The following is a 22,909-nucleotide window of genomic DNA, read 5'->3' on the forward strand; positions in this document are numbered from 1 at the left end:
GGAATCTTAAATGAGTACCGGTAGAATCCAGGTCGCCGAGCAGGACGGCACCTTTGTCCTGAAGTTCGTCGGTGAAGTGCGCCTGACCCTGTGTTCGGCGCTGGATGCGACTATTGAGCGGATCTTCACGGCGCTGAATTTCTCGGCGATCGTGATCGACCTGACCGAAACCCGCAGCATCGACAGCACCACCCTTGGCCTGCTGGCCAAGCTGTCGATCCTGTCGCGGCAGAAGGTCGGCCTACTGCCGACCGTCGTCACCACCCACGAAGACATCACGCGGCTGCTGCAGTCCATGGGCTTCGATCAGGTGTTCAACATCGTTGACCGCCCGATCCCGTGCCCGGAATGCCTGACCGACCTGCCATCCCAGGACCAGTCGGAAGAGGTAGTGCGGCTCAAGGTGCTGGAAGCGCACAAGATCCTCATGGGCTTGAACGACTCCAATCGCGAGGCTTTCCACGATCTGGTGAACGCCCTGGAGCGTCACTGATCCGATAAAACCTCAGCGCATAAAAAAGGGCGAACCCGCGAGGGTTCGCCCTTTTTGCGTAGGCGCTCGCTCGATCAGAGCTTGGCGGCCAGCAGTGCCTCGAGTTTTTCCTGGTCGCGGGCGAACTGGCGGATGCCTTCGGCCAGTTTCTCGGTGGCCATGGCGTCTTCGTTGGAGGCCCAACGGAACTGCGCTTCGTTCAGACTCTGGCGGGCTTCGCCAGCGTGGCCCGGCGCCAGTTTACGCTCCAGCTTGCCGGTGTCGGCGGCCAGTTTCTCGATCAGGTCCGGGCTGATGGTCAGGCGGTCGCAGCCGGCCAGTTGCTCGATCTGGTTCAGGTTGCGGAAGCTGGCGCCCATGACCACGGTCTTGTAGTCATTGGCCTTGTAGTAGTTGTAGATGCGGGTCACCGACTGCACGCCCGGGTCATCGGCACCGGTGTAGTCGTTGCCGCTGGCTTTCTTGTACCAGTCGTAGATACGGCCCACGAACGGCGAGATCAGGAACACGCCAGCCTCGGCGCAGGCGATCGCCTGGGCGAAGGAGAACAGCAGCGTCAGGTTGGTCTGGATGCCGTCGCGCTCCAGCTGCTCGGCTGCGCGGATGCCTTCCCAGGTGGAGGCGATCTTGATCAGTACCCGGTCACGGCCGATGCCGGCCTTGTCATACAGCTCGATCAGGCGATGGGCGCGCTTGAGCATGGCGTCGGTATCGAACGACAGGCGAGCATCCACTTCGGTGGAAATACGGCCCGGAATCACTTTCAGGATCTCTTTGCCCACCGCGACGCCGAAACGGTCGCTGGCCAGGCCGATGTCACCCTTGACGTCGCTGACGGCGGCGTTCAGCAGCTCGGCGTAACCGGGAATGGCCGCGGCCTTGAGCAGCAGGGAAGGGTTGGTGGTGGCGTCTACCGGCTTGACCCGGGCGATAGCGTCGAAGTCGCCGGTGTCGGCAACCACGGTGGTGAACTGCTTGAGTTGTTCCAGCTTGGAAGTCATGAGTGTGCTCTGTCCTGTGGGTCTGTTGACATTACCCGAGCGCCGACAGCCGCTCAAGGGCACGAATAGGGAAGCGAATGCCTGAACGAGCCCCAAGGGCAACAACCTGAAAACAGCTGTTTGAATGCTGGGGCGCTATCCGTCTCATACGATGCCAAAAGCCCCCTCAGGTTCAACTCGCGCGAGGGTTAACGGCCTGCGAGCAACTGTCCTGCCTGATCCAGCAGTGCCAGCGGGTCCTTGGCCTTGTGGATGTCCACCGAGAGCAGTTGGCGGAACTTGCGCGCCCCCGGGAAACCGGTGCCCAGCCCCAAGATATGGCGCGTGATGTGGTGCATGGCGCCGCCCGCGGCCAGGTGCCTGGCGATATAGGGGCGCAACTGCGCCAGGGCCTCGGCTCGGGAAATCACCGGAGCCGTGCTGCCGAACAATTGTTGATCCACCTCGGCCAGCAGATAGGGGTTGTGATAGGCCTCGCGCCCCAACATCACTCCATCGAAGGTCTGCAGATGCTCATGGCAGTCCTCCAGGGTCTTGATGCCGCCGTTGAGGATGATTTCCAGCTCCGGGAAATCGGTCTTCAAGCGCGCCGCCACGTCGTAACGCAGCGGTGGAATGTCACGGTTTTCCTTCGGCGACAGCCCTTCGAGAATCGCGATCCGCGCATGCACGGTAAAGCTGGTGCAGCCGGCCTCGCGCACCTGGCCAACGAAATCGCACAGCTCTTCATAACTGTCGCGGCCATTGATGCCGATCCGATGCTTGACCGTCACCGGGATGCTCACCGCATCGCGCATTGCCTTCACGCAATCGGCCACCAGCCCCGGATGCCCCATCAGGCACGCGCCGATCATATTGTTCTGCACCCGATCGCTCGGACAGCCGACGTTGAGGTTCACCTCGTCGTAACCATGCTCCTGCGCCATCCGCGCGCACGCCGCCAGATCCGCCGGCGTACTGCCGCCCAACTGCAACGCCAAAGGATGCTCGGACTCGTCGTGACGCAGAAAGCGTTCATGGTCGCCGTTGAGTAGTGCACCGGTGGTGACCATCTCGGTGTAGAGCAGGGCGTGCTTGGAGAGCAGGCGTAGGAAGAAGCGGCAGTGCCTATCAGTCCAGTCCATCATCGGCGCCACGGAGAAGCGGCGGGAAAGGGCTGGCGCGGCGGTTGGAGCAGGAGATAAGAGCATTGGGCAATCTGGATGGGCGAGGCGAAGGGGAGGAAGTTTATCAGGAATGGGGGCGGCGCGTTGAGAAGGAGCCAGCAGGTGAATGAGTGGTGGGTGGCGTTGAATGGTGAGGTGTCATGACTGACGAATAATTTGCATGCTGCATGAGAACTTCTTCATGCACTCTGGAATTTCACCTCTCTCAATGGATTCAAACAGTTCGGTAGGATCGAATGTCCAGTGAATTTCTGTGCTTTCATAATAGGCTGATGCTCGAATGAGCGCGTGTTCGAATCTCAAGGTTTCGTTTAGATAAGGGACCGCATTTATTATTTCGGGGCGAGTCAGAATGAATTTCGCGAAAGTATCAGCTTCGATTACTGAAAAGCTGTCGGGCGGCCATTTTAAACAAAATTCATTAAAGAGGGTGCGCGTCGCGGTTTTGCCTAGAGTCAGAAGAAGTAGCAGGGTTGAGTATCTCAGCGCTCGGGCAATGTTCGAGTATCGGGTTTCGGATATCAAATGACGATAGACCGAGAGTCCGGGATCCTCTAGGTGATTTGGAAGATCATGGTTGTCGATGGGAGGGTAGTGATTGATTTTTGATAAGAGGGTGGACTCCCAGGTAGAAGCTTTAGCTTCGTCTGTGGATGTTTCTTTTGGGTAAGAAGTTACAATATGTTTAATGGCTAAGGTGTTGGTTGTTTTGCGGTATGACCATAGATTGTGTAGTTCCTCCAGTTGTTTTCGAATGGCGGTCAGGCCGACTTTCTGTATGTGCTCAGGAAGTATTTCAAATATGATTGACTGGATATTTGTTAGACTTGGAATGACTGCTTTTGTTAATTCCATTAGTTTGGCGGGGGCGAGTGAGTCGTGCGAGTCCAACCAGAAGTCATTGAGTTTCATTCCGCCGGCAAGATGGACCTCCCAAACTCGCTCGAGCGGGATTTCGTTAAGAGCGGCTTCGATAGATTGACGTCCATTCAGTTCATTGCACCACAAGTTGTGCAGGTCTAGAACGATTCCACAATCTGCTCCAGAGGCTACGCGGGCGAAAAACTCGCCATCCGAGAGTTCCAGCTTGTGCGGCTTTAGATAGTTGACGCCGGTTTCGAATGCTATGGGCTTTTTTGTTGCTGAGGATAGTTTTCGTAAATTCCGGATGGCTAGCTCTATGGTTGCCTCGGTCTGTAGCGGGGGTAATAAGAAGCCCGTTTCTACGCATGCTCCTTCTATCAGGTGGCGGTTGAAACTTAGGTGTTCGCTTACCCATTTTGGGTCTATCAGTTCAATCGTGCGTCTGAGCGGGGTCAGGTAATCCAGTTCGTCTTCGCATGTGCCGCCGATCGGATTCCCAACGCTATGGATAAGTTTGTCCTGAGGGAGTTTTGACAGGGTTGAAAGCAAGCCTGAATTTGGCTCGTAGGAAAATGTGGAGTCTTTCTTGAGTTTTTTCCAGAACGCTTGTGGCTCAATCTCGAGGACGTTGACTAAGTCAGCGTCCTCTACAATTGAATTGAGCTCAGGCCAATAGATGACTCCGACGCCAAGTGCTTTCATCTGAGTCAAATATTAAATTTTTGACCGGATATTTTTTCGACTTCTAGCGTTTTGGGGTTGGCTATGAAGTCTTCCATGGTGTGGAATTCCAAGGTTAATCCTGAATGGCAACCAGGGCATCCAAACTTCTTCAGTGCGTTCGCCGTGATTCTGTTCATCTTGTCTAAATCAAAGGCGATATCTTTGGTTATTAGGATGCGGACTCTGTCTTTTGGTGGGAGGGGTTGTGGGGTTAGTTGCGCTTCTTGTCCTGATGCTGAGTGTGGCATGATTCCGTTCCTCCATGAGAAGTAATATTTTACTTCGCTGTTTATTTTATATGTGGTGGAGGTGGTGCTCATATTGTTTTGGATTTAGTGCTATAGCAAAAAAGGGTATTCGCGGGTTGCAAGGCGAAGCGGCTTTGAATGGCATGAAGAACAAGTCGCCGTTGATCGCTAGTTGAGCTTCCGTTGGGCATGAATCATTTGAGGTGGTCCGCCAACTCCCGAGCCCGCTGCACCGCTTCCCGCCGCGCGTTCTGATCCACCTCATTCCCCAAAATGGTCTTTTCCACAATCAACGCGTGTACCTCCTTGACTCCGACAAACCCCAACCAGGCCTCGACATAAGGTTTCTGGAAGTCATAGCGCTGCGCCGGGGTGTCGGACTGCGGCGAGAAGTCGAGGCCGCGGGCGTAGGCGACGACGGCGGTTTTGTGTTGCAGCAGGCCTTGCAGGCCGTGTTCGGCGGTGAAGCTGAAGAGGATGTCTTTCTGCGAGACCAGGTCGATGAAGTGCTTGAGCTTGTAGGGGATGCTGTAGTTCCACAGGGGCACGGAGAGCACCAGCAGGTCGGCGTTGTGCAGGTGGGCGGCGAGGGCCTTGAGGGTGTTCCAGGCGTCTTGTTGGGGCGGGGTGAGGGCGAGGCCTTGCAGGCCGGCGTATTTGGCGTCCATGGCGTGCTGGCCGAACTCCGGCAGGTCCAGGTCCCACAGGTCCAGGGTGCTGACTTGGCAGTGGGGATGATGGCTCAGGTAGCGGTCGATAAAGCCGAGGGCGACTTGTTGCGAGGCCGAGCGGTCTTTGCGTGGGGAGCATTGGATGTGCAGGAGGCGGGGCATGGTGGCATCTCAGGTCGAAGGTGCCGGGCATTGCAACATAGCGATTAGTGGAATATAAATTGTAAATAAACGGCTTATTAATCACGTATCTTTATATGTTCGATGTTCTGTTGCTCAAGACCTTTGTGGCGGTGGTGGACGAGGAAGGCTTCAGTCGCGCGGCCGAACGGCTGCACCTGACGCAGTCGGCGGTCAGCGGCCATCTGCGCCGCCTGGAAGAGCAGGTCGGCAAGCCTTTGCTCACCCGTACCACACGCTCCCAGCACTTGACCGCCGACGGCGAGCGCCTGATGGCCTACGCCCGAGCCATCCTGGCCCTGAACCGCGATGCCTGGGCCGAGCTGACGCGTTCGCCGTTTCACGGCCGGGTGCGGATCGGCATGTCCGAGGACTTTGCCGAGCCCCGTCTGCTGCGCCTTTTGCAGGAGTTCGCGGCGCAGTACCCAGGCATGGAAATCGACGTTCAGGTGAATATTCCCGGCACATTGCTGGAGCACATACGCCAGGGCGATCTCGAGGTGGTCATCGGTTCGTTGTGTGAAACCAGCAAGCCCGGGGTGCTGCTGTGGCAGGAGCCGTTGGTCTGGGCCTGTTCCGAGCATCAGGCCATGAGCCGGTTGCCGGCCCAATTGCCGTTGGCGCTGTTTCCCGAGCCATGTCCTTATCGGGCTGTCGCCCTGCAGCGCTTGGCCCAGGCGGGGATCGCCCAGCGTATGGCGATGCTCTGCACCAGCACGACGGCATTGAGGGCCGCAGCGTTGTCCGGGTTTGCCGTGGCACCCATGGCCATGAGTCAACTAGGGCAGGGGCTTGCGGTGTTAGGGGCTGAGCATGGTTTGCCGGAACTGCCCGATGCGGAGTTTCGGCTGTTCACGTCCAGGGATGCCGATCAGGGCGTGGCGGCGGCATTGTCTCAGGTGATCACGATGTATTGTGTGGCGCGGCGGGCCTAGCCGTTTGCCAGGCCAGGTTCAGCGGCGCGACTGCCCAGGGGGCATCGGGCAGTCGCTTGAGTGGGGTTAGAGGTCCAGGCCTTCCTGGATCACCGACAGCAGTGAGTCCTCGCTGAGTTCGATCGGATCCAGTGTGGCCTTGCCGGAGCTTGCAACCGTCTGAATCAGCCAGTGCCCTTCGCCATGTTCGCCGCCGTTGCGCAGCATGTAGCGTTCCGGGCCTTTGCCGTGGATTTCGACGCGGCCTGCGCCGCCAATGGTGAAGCGGGCGATGGGGTCGAACAGGATGCTCTGGTGATTGCCCTCGATCAGCAGTTGATCGATGGCGTAGTTGAAGGTGGCGCCCGAGGTGTGGCTCTCGAATACGCGCGTGGGGACGCGGCGGATATTCAAGCCGACTTCCGACAGGGGGATCAGCCAGGTCTCGATCTGGTGGTACATCTCATAGACTTGTGCAGGCCACAGCTCGATGGCCTTGTCCGCCGAGATGTCTTCCTTGGCCCAGCTGTCCTGTTTCTGTTTGAGCCTTGCGGCGAGTTCATCGACCTTACTCATTCCGACGTCCTATCGTGATGTGAGGGTAAGTGCAGTTCAGAAGGTACTTTACCTTGGCGGACGGTGACCAGCGATTCATGATCGTTCGCAGGGTGACGATACTAGTATTGTGCTGAAGTGTTTTTTATAGATCACTGATGGGTATCAGAAAAATGCTCTACATTTTCAGACGGTGCCACCCTGAATTGCTCAGAGTTACCTCTTAGGATTGGCCACTAACGGCGCCCGGCTGCATCGCATGCCTTACCCTGCCAGGATGATGCTTTGCCTATCCCGATTCACGACCCTGATCAGCCCTTCGATCGTGCCTTGAAACGACTCCCTCTGCTCAAGGCGGCGGTGGTATTCATTTCGACGGTTTGCCTGTGCCTGTGCGGCCTGCTTTATCTGCAGCTGGCGCAGTCCTATCACTACGATATGGAGCGGGCGCAGGTCGCCTCGTCGAACCTGGCCCGGGCCATGGCCCAGCAGGCCGAAGACACCTTCGTCGAGTCCGATCTGGTGCTGGCCAGCCTGGCCGACTGGATTCAGAAAGACGGCTATGGCCCGGCACAGCAGCCGTTCCTGAAGAAAATCTTCGCGCAACGGGCACAGGCGCTGAAACAGTTGCACGGTCTGTTTCTGTTCGACCGGGAGGGGCATTGGGTCGTGACCTCGTTCGAGCAATTGCCGCGTACCGAAGGCATCACCGATCGGGACTATTTCCGCTTTCATCAACAGAACGCTTCCCTGCAGGCTCACGTCGGCCCGGCGATCCGCAGTCGGGAAAACGGTGAGTGGATCATTCCGTTGTCCCGGCGTCTGAACGACAAGCAGGGCAATTTCGAAGGGGTGTTGCTGGCGGGCATCAGGCAGGCCTATTTCGACCAGTTCTTCAAAAGCTTCGACATCGGTGACGACGGCAGCATGTTCCTTGCCCTGTCCGACGGCACCCTGCTGGCGAGGCGCCCGTTGGAAGAGCGGCAGATCGGTGCGTCCCTGGCGCGCGGGGAGATCTTCAGCAAGTACTTGCCCCAGGCCCCTTCGGGCACCGCGATGATTCGTTCGCTGGTCGACAGGAAGACGCGGCTCTACGGCTATCGTCAGCTGGAGGCCTATCCGTTGGTGGTCAGCGCGGCGAGTTCGAAGGATGCGATCCTCAAGGACTGGTACGCCAGCGCTTATCAGTCCAGCGCGATTGTCGCCCTGGTGGTATTGGGGGTCGGCCTGTTCGGCTGGGTCTTCGTGCATCAGGTGCGCGATGGCGAACGCATCGAGGCTGACCTGCGGACCGCACAGGCAGCGCTGGAAGTGATCGCCACCCAGGACAGCCTGACCGGCCTGGCCAATCGTCGGCTGTTCGAGCGCGCGCTGGAGACCGAGTTCGGGCGCGGAGGGCGGCAGGCGAGCCCGCTGAGCCTGATCATGCTCGATATCGATTTCTTCAAGCGCTACAACGATACCTACGGTCATGTCGCCGGCGATCAATGCCTGGCCGAAGTGGCCCAGGTGTTGCGCGATTGCTGCCAGCGTAAGGTCGACCTGGCGGTGCGTTATGGCGGTGAGGAGTTCGTGGTCCTGCTGCCCGACACCGAGATGCAGGGCGCCCTGGCCATGGCCGAGCAGATTCGTCGCGCGGTCCTGGAGAAAAACATCCCCCATACCGGCTCGCCTTTCGGTTGCGTCACCCTCAGTCTGGGCTGCTATTGCTTCGTGCCGAGCGGACAGGACAGCACCGAAGCCTTTCTCGAACACGCCGATGCCGCGCTGTACCAGGCCAAGAAATCGGGGCGTAATCAGGTGGCGGTCGAGTGCGTCGGCGAACCGCTGGCCCGCTCGGATCGCTGACCGCCGGCGGGTAGTGCATTCGGATTAGCCGCCTGTTACAGGCAGGCGCCTTGGCAAGGTCCGTCAGCAGGTTGTTTCGAGCCGGGATATTGGCCAAATCAATTGTCGGTCCGGGCCCTTTATGGCTTATACATAGCGCCGTTACGCGACACCTCATGTATAAGGACAACCCCATGAGCCAGCCCCACCTGATGAACTTCGCGCTTTACCTGCACCGGCTCGGCTATGACAGCCCACCACCGCCGACCCTGGCGACCTTGCGCGAGCTGCAGCTGCGCCACACCAGTACCTTTGCCTTCGAAAGCCTTTCGACCCTGTTGCGCGTGCCGGTGCCGATCGACCTGGCTTCGGTGGAGTACAAGGTCCTGCAGGAGGGGCGCGGCGGTTACTGCTACGAACTCAATCAGATGTACCTGGTGCTGTTGCAGCACCTGGGGTTCGAGGCGCGGGGCATTACCGGGCGGGTGGTGATGGGCGGTCCGGAAGATGCCTGGCCGGCGCGGACCCATCGCCTGGTGCTGCTGACCCTGGATGGCGTGCGTTATGTTTCGGATGTCGGCTTCGGCGGCATGGTGCCCACCGCGCCGCTGCTACTCGACACCGAGGAGGAGCAGAGCACGCCCCACGAGCCGTATCGCATCACCCAGCGTGACGGTAATTACACCCTGCGCGCCAAGGTCGCCGGCGAGTGGCGGGCGATGTATGTGTTCGACCTGCAGCGGCAGGAAGCCGCGGATTACGAAATGGGCAACTGGTTCGTCTCGACCCATAAGGACTCGCCGTTTCTTGGCCAACTGAAAGTCGCGCTGATGGGCCAGGGCCTGCGCCGCACCCTCAATAACGGCAGCTACGCCGTGCATCGTCTGGGCCAGGACAGCGAGCGGCGGCAGATCACCGATCCGGACGAGCTGATCGCCCTGTTGCAGAACGAGTTCGCCATTCGGGTGCCGCAGCATCCACGACTGCGGGAAGTCCTGGGCGAATTGCTCGCGGTACCGCAATCGGTCTGATCGGCCAGGGCCTCAGGGCTCCTCGGTATCGAGGTCGAGGGGCGGGTAGAAACAGGCGATGGTTAAGAGGCATCCAGGGTCATGGCCATAAGGGCGTTCGCTCAATCCTCTGGCCATGACCATCTCTTTGCTGGCGGCGATAGGCCCAGTGGGTCAGCAGCGCCACCAGCGCACTGTCCAGCAACCAGAGTGGCATCAACAAGCGCAGGCCTGGATGAAGGCAGAGCAGGCCGGCGATCGCCAGTCCCAGCAGCAGGCTGCTGCCCCAGTTGGCGTGACCTTTGCTGCGGAGCAGGGCGTACAGCGGTGTGAACACCAGCGCCATGGGCAGAAAGCCGAACAGGGCGCCGCCAGCGACGAACACCGCAAATGTCCCCAGGCCACTCCAGAACCCTTGCCACAGGCTGTCGGCGAAGCAGGCGCTGAATACGGCAAAGGCAAAACCTTGCAGGGCAACGACCGTGCGGAAGCTGCCATAGGCGAGGCGGAAGGTGTCTCCAAGAAGGGGCATTCGATCGCTTCCCTGCGCTGATCAAGGGCGTCGCCTGGGGTGGCGCACCGAGGCGGGGATTCTATCAGCGCTGGCTATCCGTTGCGGTCTTCGGGGGCTCGGGGAGCGGAAGGTTTTGCCATTGGGAGGGCATGGGTTGTGGAGAAAGGCGATGTCGGGAAAGTGTATACAAATCTATGGACATTTGTCTTTAGTGTTGAATACAGTGTGCCCCATAACAAAAACCAGGGACTCCCCACACCATGAAGACGCCCTCTGTTTCACCGCAACGGCCCGAAGATGAAAACCTGGGTCTTGGCGCGAATATGGCTTACGGCCTGCAGCATGTTCTGACCATGTACGGCGGTATCGTCGCGGTGCCTTTGATCGTCGGCCAGGCGGCCGGCCTGGCGCCGGCGGATATCGGTCTGCTGATCGCGGCGTCGTTGTTTGCCGGTGGTCTGGCGACACTCCTGCAAACTCTCGGCCTGCCGTTTTTCGGCTGCCAGCTGCCGCTGGTCCAGGGCGTGTCCTTCTCCGGTGTAGCGACCATGGTGGCGATTGTCGGCAGCGGTGGCGAAGGGGGCTTCCAGTCGATTCTCGGGGCGGTGATCGCCGCCTCGCTGATAGGCCTGCTGATCACCCCGGTGTTCTCCCGCATCACCCAATTCTTTCCGCCGCTGGTCACGGGCATCGTGATCACCACCATCGGCCTGACCCTGATGCCCGTGGCCGCACGCTGGGCCATGGGCGGCAACAGCCACGCGGAAAACTTCGGCAGCATGGCCAATATCGGCCTGGCGGCCGTCACCCTGGTCCTGGTGTTGCTGCTGAGCAAGATCGGCAGCGCGACCATCTCCCGCCTGTCGATCCTGTTGGCCATGGTGGTGGGGACGATCATCGCGGTGTTCCTGGGCATGGCCGACTTCTCCATGGTCACCCAGGGGCCGATGTTCGGCTTCCCGACGCCGTTTCATTTCGGCATGCCGACCTTCCATTTCGCCGCCATCCTGTCGATGTGCATCGTGGTCATGGTGACCCTGGTGGAAACCTCGGCCGACATCCTCGCGGTGGGGGAGATCATCGACACCAAGGTCGACTCCAAGCGTTTGGGCAACGGCCTGCGCGCCGACATGCTGTCGAGCATGATCGCGCCGATCTTCGGCTCCTTCACCCAGAGCGCCTTCGCCCAGAACGTCGGGCTGGTGGCGGTGACCGGGATCAAGAGTCGCTACGTGGTGGCCACCGGCGGGGTGTTCCTGGTGATCCTCGGCCTGCTGCCGTTCATGGGGCGGGTGATTGCCGCGGTACCGACTTCGGTGCTCGGCGGCGCTGGCATCGTGCTGTTCGGTACCGTGGCGGCCAGCGGGATCCGTACCCTGTCCAAGGTCGACTACCGCAACAACGTCAACCTGATCATCGTCGCCACCTCGATCGGCTTCGGCATGATCCCCATTGCCGCGCCGAACTTCTACGACCACTTCCCAAGCTGGTTCGCCACCATCTTCCATTCCGGCATCAGTTCGTCGGCGATCATGGCCATCGTGCTGAACCTGACCTTCAACCACTTCACCCTGGGCAATTCCGACCAGCAATCGGTCTTTGCCGTGGCGTCCGAGCGCACCCTGCGTTACCAGGACCTGGCGGTGCTGCGCGAAGGCGACTATTTCAGTGGCGGCAAGCTGCACGATGCCGAGGGCAACGAGATCCCGGTGGTGGACACTTCCCATGGCGACCATCATTCGTCCGCGCATCAGACGCCGGCTCATGCCAAAGGCGCAGTCGAAATCAGTAAGGGTTAAGGCTGGTTGAGCCGCCGGATCGGGCGCGACAAGCCCGGCCCTGGCGGTTGCTGGCTATTCCGCGACTTTGGCCGGCAGCCCTTGCCGGACCAGTGACCAGGCGAACAGCACCACCACCGCGGCCGCCGCCGATAGCGTCAGCGGTAGGCCGTGGGCGCCACCGCTCATGGCGGCACCGCTGAGCAGCGGTCCCAGCAGACTGCCAATCCCCCACAACAACCCCGCGCTGGCATTGGCCGTGACCAGGTCGGGACCGCTGAATTCCTGGCCGATCAGGATGATCGCCAGGGTGTACACCCCGCCGGCCGCCGCACCGAGGATCACCAGGCTCGGCCAGAGCAACGCCGGGTAGTCCATCAGCAGCGGCAGCCCCAGGCCGATCACCAATGACACCACCCCGCAGCCCAGGTAGATGGCGGCGCGCCCGGCCTTGTCGGAGAGCCAGCCGAGGGGAAACTGGAAGGCCGCGTCCCCCAGCAGAATGATGCTGACCATCAGCGCCGCGAGTTTGATGGCGTAGCCATGAGTCGCGGCGTAGACCGGAAACAGCGAGAGAATCACCGTATCGAAGAAGGCGAAGAACAGGATGCCTACGCACAGGGCCGGGGCCACGCGAATGAAACCCAGCACCGAAAAGCTCCTGTTCTTGGCGTGCGCGGCAACGGGGTGCTGGCGCGGCAGGGTCATCCAGATCACGGCGATGGCCAGCAGGTAACCCGCGCTGACAGTGGCGATCACCGCCGGCCCTTCAGTGCCGAGCAGGGCCACCAGGCCCGGGCCGATCATTTGGAAGATGGTGAAGCAGGTGGTGTAGACCGCGATCACTCGGCCGCGCACGACGTCGGCGGCCATCTCGTTGACCCAGGTTTCCCCCAGGATAATGATCAGCCCGGCGCCGAAGCCCATGCCGATCCGCGCCAGGCCCAGGCTGGTCAGGCCGATATCGGGAATTTCCAGGGCGGCGATGCTCAGGGCGCACAGGCTGAAACACAGCAGGTAGATCTGCCGGCGGCTGAGTGTCTGGCACAACCCGTTCACCAGGAACGCGGAGAGCATCATGCCGGCGGCGGGAAGGGCCGACATGATGCCGATCTGGGTGTTCGAGGCGCCGGCCTGGTACAGGCGCAAGGCAATGACCGGCACGGTGGAGCCGATGCTCAGGCCGACAATCGAAATGCCGAGAATCAGCGCGGCCAACAGGGTTTTGTTCATGGGCGACACCTGCGCCCGATGGATCGGGCGCTCAAGATGATTTGCTATGGCGCGAAGCTTGGTTCAGGCAAGGTTCCGGGCCGGCCTGCGCAGGCGTAGGCCGGGGGGATCCTGCGGTGAAAAGCCGTTGTCAGCCCGATGCCCGGCAGCTGGAAGCCGCTGCTGCATCAGGTCCGCGCCGGGTTTGGGCGCAACTAGGGGCGGCTGGTATGGGGTGAGAAGGTAAAGGCGAACAGCACGCTGCGACGGCGACGATTGATCGCGCAGTCGGATTGCGACACGGCGAGGATCTGCGATGGGCTCATCGAGAGAAGGGTGTGAGCGGATTGTGCAGGGAAAAACATGGGGCGTGACGGTTGGCGTAAGAAGGGGGCACAGCCTACTTCAGGCGCTGGCGCCAGGCAATCGGATGCAGGTAGTAGCAGGGGGGGCGAAGCGCATCCGCATACCGATTCGGTGTGCGGGGGAATCAATCGGGGGAGAGTGATGCTGAACCGATTCGCCGCAAGAGCAGGGCGCTCCTGGAAGTGTTGCTGGCCAATCGGTGTAGGAAGATGGCTCCACGACCTGGACTCGAACCAGGGACCCAGTGATTAACAGTCACTTGCTCTACCAACTGAGCTATCGCGGAATGCGGCGTATCTTACTGATTAGAAAGGAGAAGTCAAGCCTGGAAAGCAATTTTTCGCAGGGGTGGGCCATTCGGTCCTGTTCATGACATCCATGGCTGGCCAGCACAAGGCTGAACTGGCCGGTTGAAGAGGGTTAACCGCCGAAGGTAAAGGTGCCCAGCATGAACTTCGCCGCCAGGGAAGTGGCCGCCAGTTGCACCAGCCACAGTGCCAGGCCGCCGAGAAATACCCCCAGGGCAATTTGCAGGACCAGGTTCTTTTCGCGTTTCTGCGGGCGGGGAAAGTGGTCCAGTTCGTCGCGGTCGGCTCGTAGGTCGTCGTGTCTCATGGGGTATTCTCGATAGGAAAGAAGGGCACGCAATGCAGTGTAGGAGCGAGCTGGCTCGTGATAAAGCCGTCCCGCCACCGGGTTCAAGGCGCACAAAAAAGGGGGAAGCCTGCAGGCTTCCCCCTTTGCATGGACCGCGTGTGGCTTAGATCACCTGGATGATGGCCTTGGTCACGACGTCGATGTTGCTCTGGTTCAGCGCGGCCACGCAGATGCGGCCGGTGTCCAGGGCGTAGATGCCGAATTCGTTACGCAGGCGCGCCACTTGTTCGGCGGTCAGGCCGGAGTAGGAGAACATGCCGCGCTGACGGGCCACGAAGCTGAAGTCGCGCTGTGGTGCGGCCTTGGCCAGCAGGTCGACCATCTGCAGGCGCATGCCGCGGATGCGCAAGCGCATTTCGGCCAGCTCGGCTTCCCACTGGGCGCGCAGTTCCGGGCTGTTCAGCACGGCGGCGACGATGCTTGCGCCGTGGGTCGGCGGGTTGGAGTAGTTGGTGCGGATCACACGCTTGACCTGCGACAGCACGCGCGCGCTTTCTTCTTTCGATTCGCTGACGATCGACAGGGCGCCCACGCGCTCGCCGTACAGCGAGAAGGACTTGGAGAACGAGCTGGAGACGAAGAAGTTCAGGCCCGATTCGGCGAACAGGCGCACCGCGGCGGCGTCTTCGGCGATGCCGTCGCCGAAGCCCTGGTAGGCCATGTCGAGGAATGGAATCAGGTTCTTCGCCTTGATCACCTGCAGCACGTTTTTCCAGTCTTCAGGGCTCAGGTCGACGCCAGTCGGGTTGTGGCAGCAGGCGTGCAGGACCACGATCGACTGGGCTGGCAGCGCATTGAGGTCTTCCAGCAGGCCGACGCGGTTCACGTCGTGGGTGGCGGCGTCGTAGTAGCGGTAGTTCTGCACCGGGAAACCAGCGGTTTCGAACAGCGCGCGGTGGTTCTCCCAGCTTGGATCGCTGATGGCCACGACGGCGTCAGGCAGCAGTCGCTTGAGGAAGTCGGCACCGATCTTCAGAGCGCCGGTACCGCCGACGGCCTGGGTGGTGACTACGCGACCGGCGGCCAGCAGTGGCGAATCGTTGCCGAACAGCAGCTTCTGCACAGCCTGGTCGTAGGCGGCGATACCGTCGATCGGCAGGTAGCCACGGGAGGCGTGTTGAGCGGCGCGAATCGTCTCGGCTTCGACAACGGCGCGCAGGAGTGGAATGCGTCCCTCCTCGTTGCAGTACACGCCCACTCCAAGGTTGACCTTGTCGGTACGGGTGTCGGCGTTGAATGCTTCGTTGAGGCCCAGGATTGGATCGCGTGGTGCCATTTCGACAGCGGAGAACAGGCTCATTTTTACGGCGGCTCTGAATGGAGTGTGGAGGGACGTGTCACGCTCCAGCCGAATGCACTAGAGCGGTGCACAAACGGGGAGCTAGTATAGAGGCCATCACTGTGCGGGGCGACAGCTGAAAGGGCTTTTCCAGCAAGTTTTTCGGTTTATTTTTCGACCGTTAGTCTTATTGCAATGCCAAAGTCGTAGAGGGGCATAGGACCTTTACCTTGAAAGCGATGGAATTTGCCTCCACATCCCGCACAATCCAGTATTTTTCCCGGTGGCACTCGTCGCCTGCGGTCTTTCTCGTTCCGGGTGCGGCGGCGTCGCACGGCGTGAACCCAGAGGTAGGTTATGTCTGAATTCCAGCTAGTCACCCGCTTCCAGCCTGCCGGCGACCAGCCGGAGGCCATTCGCCTGATGGTCGAGGGCATCGAGGCCGGGTTGGCGCACCAGACGCTGCTCGGTGTGACCGGCTCGGGCAAGACCTTCAGCATCGCCAACGTCATTCAGCACGTGCAGCGACCGACCCTGGTGCTGGCGCCGAACAAGACCCTGGCCGCGCAGCTGTACGGCGAGTTCAAGGCGTTCTTCCCGAACAACGCGGTGGAGTACTTCGTTTCCTATTACGACTACTACCAGCCGGAAGCCTATGTGCCGTCGTCCGACACCTTTATCGAGAAGGACGCCTCGATCAACGATCATATCGAGCAGATGCGCCTGTCGGCGACCAAGGCGCTGCTGGAGCGCAAGGACGCGATCATCGTCACCACGGTGTCCTGCATCTATGGCCTGGGCAGCCCGGAAACCTATCTGAAGATGGTGTTGCACGTCGATCGCGGCGACAAACTCGACCAGCGCGCCTTGCTGCGCCGCCTGGCCGACCTGCAATACACCCGCAACGACATGGACTTCGCCCGCGCCACCTTCCGGGTGCGCGGCGATGTGATCGACATCTACCCGGCGGAATCCGATCTGGAAGCGATCCGCATCGAGCTGTTCGATGACGAGGTGGAAAGCATTTCCGCCTTCGACCCGCTGACCGGCGAAGTCATCCGCAAGTTGCCGCGTTTCACCTTCTACCCCAAGAGCCACTACGTGACGCCGCGGGAAACCCTGCTGGACGCCGTCGAGGGGATCAAGGTCGAGTTGCAGGAGCGCCTGGAATACCTGCGCAGCAACAATAAGCTGGTGGAAGCCCAGCGCCTGGAGCAGCGCACCCGTTTCGACCTGGAAATGATCCTCGAACTGGGGTACTGCAACGGCATCGAAAACTACTCGCGTTATCTGTCCGGGCGTCCTGCCGGGGCCGCGCCGCCGACCCTGTACGACTACCTGCCGGCGGATGCCCTGCTGGTGATCGACGAGTCACACGTCAGCGTGCCCCAGGTCGGCGCCATGTACAAAGGCGACCGCTCGCGCAAGGAAACCCTGGTGGAATACGGCTTCCGCCTGCCTTCGGCGCTGGACAACCGGCCGATGCGTTTCGACGAATGGGAAGGGGTCAGCCCGCAGACCATCTTCGTCTCCGCCACCCCGGGCAACTATGAAGCCGAGCATGCGGGCCGCGTGGTCGAGCAAGTGGTACGGCCCACCGGCCTGGTGGACCCCCAGGTGGAAGTGCGCCCGGCGCTGACCCAGGTCGACGACCTGCTGTCGGAAATCACCCAGCGCGTGGCACAGGAAGAGCGGGTGCTGGTGACCACCCTGACCAAGCGCATGGCCGAGGACCTGACCGATTATCTCGGCGACCATGGTGTGCGCGTGCGTTACCTGCACTCGGACATCGACACCGTGGAGCGGGTCGAGATCATTCGCGACCTGCGCCTGGGCACGTTCGATGTGCTGGTGGGGATCAACCTGCTGCGCGAAGGCCTGGACATGCCGGAAGTGTCGCTGGTGGCGATTCTCGATGCGGACAAGGAAGGCTTCCTGCGCTCCGAACGCTCGCTGATCCAGACCATCGGCCGGGCCGCGCGTAACCTCAACGGCCGGGCGATTCTCTACGCCGACCGCATCACGGGCTCCATGGAGCGGGCCATCGGCGAGACCGAGCGTCGTCGCGACAAGCAGATCGCCTTCAACCTGGCCAATGGCATCACGCCCAAGGGGGTGTTCAAGGACATCACCGACATCATGGAAGGCGCCACCGTGCCCGGTTCGCGGAGCAAGAAGCGCAAAGGCATGGCCAAGGCCGCCGAAGAAAGCGCCCGCTACGAAAACGAGCTGCGTTCGCCCAGCGAGATCGCCAAGCGCATTCGCCAGCTCGAAGAGAAGATGTACCAGCTGGCCCGCGACCTGGAATTCGAGGCCGCGGCCCAGACCCGCGACGAAATTGCCAAGCTGCGCGAGCGTTTGCTGACGGTCTGAGCCTTATGGGTCTCGCTCCTACGGACAGGATCCGAACCGCTATCGATGCGAATGTCCCGTAGCCGCTGTCGAGCCAGGGCGAGGCTGCGATCGACCGCGTAGCGGGCGCCAAACCAGGCGACCGTGTAGGTCAGGTGCACCGCGTTGTCAGAGTTTACGGGGCTACGCCCCGATCGCAGCCTCGCCCTGGCTCGGCAGCGGCTACAGGTGCGCTGTGTTAGCGCGAAATCTGGAGCGAGGCTTGCCCGCGATGGCCGCGGTGCCATCTAGTGCACTTCGCCGGCCTTGACCCCTTGCGGCAAGGCCTTGGTCAACAGAACCGCCAGCATGCTGATACCCAGCGCGATCCCGACAAACTGAAAGGCGTCGTTGTAGGCCATGATCAGCGCTTGCTGGTGGGTGATTTCGCTGAGCTTGCCGAGGGCCGCGCTGTCGCTGCCGAACTTCTCGGCCAGGGCTGTCAGGCGTTCGGCCACTTGCGGGTTGCTCGGCACCACGGATTCGCGCAGGTAATCGAAGTAGGTCTTGGTCCGCGCATCCAGCAGCGTTGCGAGCAGGGCGATGCCGATCGCACCGCCGAGGTTGCGCAGGATATTGAACAGGCTCGAGGCCGATCCAGCGTCCTGGGGCAGGATATAGGCGGTGGCGATCAGCGAAATGGTGACCATGATCAGCGGCTGCCCGAGGGCGCGGATGATCTGGATCTGGTTGAACTGTGGCCCGGCGAAGTCCGGGTTGAGCACCCCCGAAGAAAAGCTCGCCAGGCCGAATAGGCCAAAACCCAGGGCGCACAGCCATTTGGGCGAGACGAACCGCATCAGCTTCGGCACCAGCGGAATCAGGAACAGCTGCGGCACGCCCATCCACATGATCACTTCGCCGATCTGCAGGGCGTTGTAGTTCTGGATCTGCGCCAGGTACAGCGGCAGCAGGTAGATGGAGCCGTACAGCCCGACGCCCATCCCCAGGCTGGAAATGCTCGACAGGCCGAAGTTGCGGTTGCGCAGGATGCCCAGGTTGATCAGCGGGTTGGGCTTGGAGACCTGGATGATGACAAAGGTGATCAGGCTCAGCAGGGCGATACTGCCCAGGCTGACGATCAGGCTGGACTCCAGCCAGTCCTTGCGATGGCCTTCTTCGAGAAACACTTGCAGGCAACCCAGGCCGATGCCCAGGCTGAGAATGCCGGCGTAGTCGGTGCTTTTCAGCAGCTCCCAATGGGCCTCCTTCTTCTCCAGACCGTAGAGCAGGCCGGCGATCATGATCAGGCCGGGCGGCACGTTGATGTAGAAAATGTATTCCCAGCCCCAGTTCTCCGTGAGCCACCCGCCCAGGGTCGGGCCGATGGACGGAGCGAAGGTGGCGGTCATGGCGAACATGGCCATGCCCTTGGCGCGATGGTGCTCGGGGAGCTTGATCAGGGTCAGGGTGAACGCCAGCGGGATCAGCGCGCCGCCGGTAAAGCCCTGCAAGGCGCGAAACACGATCATGCTCTCCAGGCTCCAGGCCATGGAGCAGAGCAGGGAGGCGATCAGGAAACCCACCGAGACCCAGACCGCCAGGCGCCGTGCCGACAACAACTGCACCAGCCAGGCGGTGAGGGGGATCATGATGATCTCCGCCACCAGGTAGGACGTGGAGATCCACGAGCCTTCCTCGAGGGTCGCCGACAGCGCGCCCTGGATGTCCTTGAGCGAGGAGTTGGTGATCTGGATATCGAGCACCGCCATGAAAGCGCCGAGCATCGCGCTCATCACCGCAATCCAGTCGCGCCGGGTCGGTTCGCCGACCGGGCGCAGCAGCTGGTCACCGGCCATCGATGAGTGGTTCTTGGTTCAGGGGGCGGATGTTCACTTTGACGGTCACGGACATGCCCGGGCGGATCTTGCCGTGCAGCGGGTTGTCGGCGGCGAAGGTCAGCTTCACCGGAATACGCTGCACCACCTTGGTGAAGTTACCGGTGGCGTTATCCGGTGGCAGCAGGCTGAACTGCGCGCCCGAGGCGGCGAACAGGCTGTCGACCCGGGCCTCGATGGGGGTGTCGCTGTAGGCGTCGAAACGCAACTCGGCCATTTGTCCCGGTTGCATGTGGCCGATCTGGGTTTCCTTGAAGTTGGCCTGAATCCAGATGTCCTGATCCGGCACGATCGATAGCAGATAGGCCCCAGCCTGCACGTATTGGCCGTTACGCGCAGCACGCTGGCCGATCAGGCCACTGATGGGGGCATGGATCTCGCTGCGGCTCAGGTTCAGTTCGGCCTGGGCCAGGTCGGTGCGGGCGTTGGCGATCAGGGCGTCGAGGCGCTTGATCTCGGCGTTCAGGGCGCTGACCTGCTGACGCAGGCCTTGCAGGTCGGCCTGGGCCTTGGCCACTTGCGAGTGGGCAATATGGTTGTCGGCGGACAGGGTGGTGACCCGCTCTTCGGAGACATAACCCGGCTTGCGCAGGGTTTGCGCGCGGGACAGGTCGATTTGCGAGCGCCCCAGGCTGGCCTGGCTGGAGTCCACCTGGGCCTCGCCGGCGGCGATCAGGCTGGCCTGTTGCGTGAGCTTGCTCTGGGCCTGCAGGCGTTCGGCTTCACGGGTGGCCAGGGCGGCCCTGGCACGGTCCACGGCGAGGTGGAAATCATCGCCCTCGAGCCTGATCAGCAACTGGCCTTTTTCGACGTGCTGGTTGTCCTGCACCAATACCTCGTCGATACGGGCGCCGAGCTGGCTGGAGATGCGGGTGATCTCACCCTGGACATAGGCGTTATCGGTGCTTTCATAAAAGCGTCCATGGAAACACCATTGCGCCAGAAAGCCCAGGGCGATCAGCAGGACCAGGAACAGGAAGATAAACAGGCGACGCTTGAGTTGAGCTGGCATGGGGTGGACAGGCTGTTGTCAGGGAAGTGTAAGAAAGTTTTTCGGCAGGCGAATCTGGCATATGGCCGACCAGCGGTAAATGCCACGAACGGATAATCGGCGGCTCAAGGGGCCGGGCGGCTCGAACAGTCTCAACCTTGGCTTAAATGCCCTGCTCACTGGAGCGGGGCTGGCATCGCCTGTTACCATTCGCCTCTTGTTTCATCTTCGCTTTTCCTATTCTTTCCGAGACATGCCATGACCACCGTCCGCACGCGCATCGCGCCATCGCCTACCGGGGATCCCCACGTAGGTACCGCTTACATCGCCCTGTTCAACTACTGCTTCGCCAAGCAGCATGGCGGTGAGTTCATCCTGCGCATCGAAGACACCGATCAACTGCGTTCGACCCGCGAGTCTGAACAGCAGATTTTCGACGCCTTGCGCTGGCTGGGCATCAACTGGAGCGAAGGCCCGGACGTGGGCGGCCCGCACGGCCCGTACCGGCAGAGCGAGCGCAGCGAGATCTACAAGCAGTACACCCAGCAACTGGTCGATATGGGTCACGCCTTCCCGTGCTTCTGCACCGCCGAAGAGCTGGACCAGATGCGCGCCGAGCAGATGGCTCGCGGCGAGACGCCGCGCTACGACGGCCGCGCGCTGCTGTTGTCCAAGGAAGAGGTGGCGCGCCGCCTGGCCGCCGGCGAGCCCCATGTGATCCGCATGAAGGTGCCGAGCGAAGGCGTCTGCGTGGTGCCGGACATGCTGCGTGGCGACGTCGAGATCCCGTGGGATCGGATGGACATGCAGGTACTGATGAAGACCGACGGCCTGCCGACCTACTTCCTGGCCAACGTGGTCGACGACCACCTGATGGGCATCACCCACGTCCTACGTGGCGAAGAATGGCTGCCCTCGGCGCCGAAACTGATCCTGCTCTACGAGTACTTCGGCTGGGAGCAACCCAAACTGTGCTACATGCCGCTGCTGCGTAACCCGGACAAGAGCAAGCTGTCCAAGCGCAAGAACCCGACTTCCGTGACTTTCTACGAGCGCATGGGCTTCATGCCGGAAGCCATGCTCAACTACCTGGGCCGCATGGGCTGGTCGATGCCGGACGAGCGCGAGAAGTTCTCGCTGCAGGAAATGGTCGACAATTTCGACCTGTCGCGCGTCTCCCTGGGCGGGCCGATTTTCGATATCGAGAAGCTGTCTTGGCTCAACGGCCAGTGGCTGCGCGATCTGCCGGTGGAAGAGTTCGCTGCGCGAGTGCAGAAGTGGGCGTTCAATTCCGAATACATGATGAAGATCGCGCCGCACGTTCAGGGCCGCGTTGAAACGTTCAGCCAGGTTGCACCGCTGGCCGGGTTCTTCTTCGCCGGTGGCGTGAGCCCGGATGCCAAGCTGTTCGAGTCGAAGAAGCTGTCGGGCGATCAGGTTCGCCAGTTGATGCAGTTGATCCTGTGGAAACTGGAAAGCCTGCGTCAGTGGGAGAAGGACAGCATCACCGCGACGATTCAGGTCGTGGTCGAATCGTTGCAACTGAAGCTGCGTGATGCCATGCCGCTGATGTTCGCGGCGATCACCGGGCAGGCGAGTTCGGTGTCGGTGCTCGATGCAATGGAAATCCTCGGCCCGGATCTGACCCGTTTCCGTCTGCGTCAGGCCATCGATCTGCTCGGTGGTGTATCGAAGAAAGAAAACAAAGAGTGGGAAAAACTGTTGGGTGCGATCGCCTGATTCGACACCCTGATTCGCGGGAGCCGGTTTGCCGGCTCCCGCGGACCTTTACAGGAAGTGAGATTGCGACCGTCGGCGGAGGGCCCGAGGGTCCGCAAAAGCCCCGGATTTACGGGGGAGGGCGGTAAGTGATTGTTATCCCGGCAAATTTTTTTAAAAAAAGCTGAAAAAAAATTTGACAGGCTTCCGATACGCCCTTAAGATTCGCCCCGTCCTCAGCGATGACATCAACGATGAGGGGCTATAGCTCAGCTGGGAGAGCGCTTGCATGGCATGCAAGAGGTCGACGGTTCGATCCCGTCTAGCTCCACCAATTTACAGTTCAAGGTCTGGCCACACCGGCCTTGAATCGATCAGGTCTCAGCTCTGATCAGTTGTACAGAAGGGTTCGTGTCCCCTTCGTCTAGTGGCCTAGGACACCGCCCTTTCACGGCGGTACCCGCCGGTCTTTACCCAGGGGCAGGCGGGCAAGGCCGAACACCTGTTGCTGC

General features: G+C 61.0%; 19 protein-coding genes and 2 tRNA genes. 8 read left to right on the forward strand and 13 right to left on the reverse strand.

All coding sequences use genetic code 11. The features are described from left to right. The first annotated feature begins 10 nt into the window (after positions 1-10). Complete coding sequence (gene rssC / locus ACQKQA_RS24750; protein WP_427563491.1) at positions 11-493, forward strand: anti-sigma factor antagonist RssC; 483 nt, start codon at positions 11-13, stop codon at positions 491-493. Between the two features lie 74 nt (positions 494-567). Here rssC and tal read toward each other — a convergent pair whose 3' ends face one another. From tal to ACQKQA_RS24775, 5 genes are all read right to left on the reverse strand, one after another. After that, positions 568-1,494: a transaldolase gene (gene tal, locus ACQKQA_RS24755; protein ID WP_427563493.1), complete on the reverse strand. Its 927-nt coding sequence runs from the start codon at positions 1,492-1,494 to the stop codon at positions 568-570. A 188-nt stretch (positions 1,495-1,682) separates the two neighbouring features. Then, a complete protein-coding gene (gene dusA, locus ACQKQA_RS24760) occupies positions 1,683-2,684 on the reverse strand; it encodes a tRNA dihydrouridine(20/20a) synthase DusA (protein WP_427563495.1) in 1,002 nt (333 codons plus the stop codon). Between the two features lie 114 nt (positions 2,685-2,798). Next, positions 2,799-4,226, reverse strand: a complete 1,428-nt coding sequence (locus ACQKQA_RS24765) for a DUF692 domain-containing protein (RefSeq protein ID WP_427563524.1) — start codon at positions 4,224-4,226, stop codon at positions 2,799-2,801. A 5-nt stretch (positions 4,227-4,231) separates the two neighbouring features. Continuing rightward, complete coding sequence (locus tag ACQKQA_RS24770) at positions 4,232-4,567, reverse strand: hypothetical protein (protein ID WP_427563497.1); 336 nt, start codon at positions 4,565-4,567, stop codon at positions 4,232-4,234. A 122-nt stretch (positions 4,568-4,689) separates the two neighbouring features. Continuing rightward, positions 4,690-5,328, reverse strand: coding sequence for an FMN-dependent NADH-azoreductase (locus tag ACQKQA_RS24775; RefSeq protein ID WP_427563499.1), 639 nt, complete (start codon positions 5,326-5,328; stop codon positions 4,690-4,692). Between the two features lie 95 nt (positions 5,329-5,423). On the opposite strand from ACQKQA_RS24775, the gene ACQKQA_RS24780 reads away from it, so the two are divergent. Then, the gene (locus tag ACQKQA_RS24780; RefSeq protein ID WP_427563501.1) at positions 5,424-6,281 is read left to right on the forward strand and encodes a LysR substrate-binding domain-containing protein; all 858 of its coding nucleotides are present in this window, start codon (positions 5,424-5,426) and stop codon (positions 6,279-6,281) included. Between the two features lie 66 nt (positions 6,282-6,347). Here the strand turns inward: ACQKQA_RS24780 and ACQKQA_RS24785 are convergent, their stop codons facing one another. Continuing rightward, positions 6,348-6,836, reverse strand: a complete 489-nt coding sequence (locus ACQKQA_RS24785; RefSeq protein WP_427563503.1) for a hypothetical protein — start codon at positions 6,834-6,836, stop codon at positions 6,348-6,350. A 264-nt stretch (positions 6,837-7,100) separates the two neighbouring features. Between ACQKQA_RS24785 and ACQKQA_RS24790 the strand changes: the two genes are divergently transcribed. Further along, positions 7,101-8,663 carry a sensor domain-containing diguanylate cyclase gene (locus tag ACQKQA_RS24790; protein WP_427563505.1) on the forward strand — a complete coding sequence of 521 codons (1,563 nt, stop codon included), beginning with the start codon at positions 7,101-7,103 and terminating at the stop codon, positions 8,661-8,663. 173 nt (positions 8,664-8,836) lie between these two features. After that, positions 8,837-9,673: an arylamine N-acetyltransferase family protein gene (locus tag ACQKQA_RS24795; protein WP_427563507.1), complete on the forward strand. Its 837-nt coding sequence runs from the start codon at positions 8,837-8,839 to the stop codon at positions 9,671-9,673. A gap of 79 nt (positions 9,674-9,752) precedes the next feature. Here ACQKQA_RS24795 and ACQKQA_RS24800 read toward each other — a convergent pair whose 3' ends face one another. Continuing rightward, the gene (locus tag ACQKQA_RS24800; protein WP_427563509.1) at positions 9,753-10,184 is read right to left on the reverse strand and encodes a hypothetical protein; all 432 of its coding nucleotides are present in this window, start codon (positions 10,182-10,184) and stop codon (positions 9,753-9,755) included. 242 nt (positions 10,185-10,426) lie between these two features. On the opposite strand from ACQKQA_RS24800, the gene ACQKQA_RS24805 reads away from it, so the two are divergent. After that, positions 10,427-11,965 (forward strand): nucleobase:cation symporter-2 family protein, encoded by a 1,539-nt coding sequence (locus tag ACQKQA_RS24805; protein ID WP_427563511.1) that lies wholly within the window; start codon positions 10,427-10,429, stop codon positions 11,963-11,965. A 54-nt stretch (positions 11,966-12,019) separates the two neighbouring features. Here ACQKQA_RS24805 and ACQKQA_RS24810 read toward each other — a convergent pair whose 3' ends face one another. The 4 genes from ACQKQA_RS24810 to ACQKQA_RS24825 all read right to left on the reverse strand — a co-directional run bounded on the left by ACQKQA_RS24810 (position 12,020) and on the right by ACQKQA_RS24825 (position 15,479). After that, entirely contained in the window at positions 12,020-13,177 is a 1,158-nt protein-coding gene (locus ACQKQA_RS24810) for an MFS transporter (RefSeq protein ID WP_427563513.1), read from the reverse strand. A 555-nt stretch (positions 13,178-13,732) separates the two neighbouring features. Beyond that, positions 13,733-13,808 (reverse strand) — tRNA-Asn (locus tag ACQKQA_RS24815). Between the two features lie 134 nt (positions 13,809-13,942). Next, positions 13,943-14,137, reverse strand: a complete 195-nt coding sequence (locus ACQKQA_RS24820) for a hypothetical protein (RefSeq protein ID WP_009048087.1) — start codon at positions 14,135-14,137, stop codon at positions 13,943-13,945. 145 nt (positions 14,138-14,282) lie between these two features. After that, the gene (locus ACQKQA_RS24825) at positions 14,283-15,479 is read right to left on the reverse strand and encodes an amino acid aminotransferase (RefSeq protein ID WP_427563516.1); all 1,197 of its coding nucleotides are present in this window, start codon (positions 15,477-15,479) and stop codon (positions 14,283-14,285) included. 336 nt (positions 15,480-15,815) lie between these two features. On the opposite strand from ACQKQA_RS24825, the gene uvrB reads away from it, so the two are divergent. Then, positions 15,816-17,831 (forward strand): excinuclease ABC subunit UvrB, encoded by a 2,016-nt coding sequence (gene uvrB, locus ACQKQA_RS24830; RefSeq protein ID WP_427563518.1) that lies wholly within the window; start codon positions 15,816-15,818, stop codon positions 17,829-17,831. A gap of 266 nt (positions 17,832-18,097) precedes the next feature. Here the strand turns inward: uvrB and ACQKQA_RS24835 are convergent, their stop codons facing one another. Together ACQKQA_RS24835 and ACQKQA_RS24840 are read right to left on the reverse strand one after the other, a co-directional pair. Then, positions 18,098-19,588, reverse strand: a complete 1,491-nt coding sequence (locus ACQKQA_RS24835) for an MDR family MFS transporter (protein ID WP_427563526.1) — start codon at positions 19,586-19,588, stop codon at positions 18,098-18,100. A gap of 49 nt (positions 19,589-19,637) precedes the next feature. Further along, entirely contained in the window at positions 19,638-20,699 is a 1,062-nt protein-coding gene (locus ACQKQA_RS24840) for an HlyD family secretion protein (protein WP_427563520.1), read from the reverse strand. 237 nt (positions 20,700-20,936) lie between these two features. Here ACQKQA_RS24840 and gltX point away from each other — a divergent pair, with 237 nt between their 5' ends. Beyond that, positions 20,937-22,418, forward strand: a complete 1,482-nt coding sequence (gene gltX, locus ACQKQA_RS24845; protein ID WP_427563522.1) for a glutamate--tRNA ligase — start codon at positions 20,937-20,939, stop codon at positions 22,416-22,418. Positions 22,419-22,655: 237 nt separating this feature from the next. Beyond that, positions 22,656-22,731 (forward strand) — tRNA-Ala (locus ACQKQA_RS24850). Positions 22,732-22,909: the final 178 nt, after the last annotated feature.

This window comes from Pseudomonas sp. NPDC089530 (assembly GCF_050280705.1).
Classification (GTDB): Bacteria; Pseudomonadota; Gammaproteobacteria; order Pseudomonadales; family Pseudomonadaceae; genus Aquipseudomonas.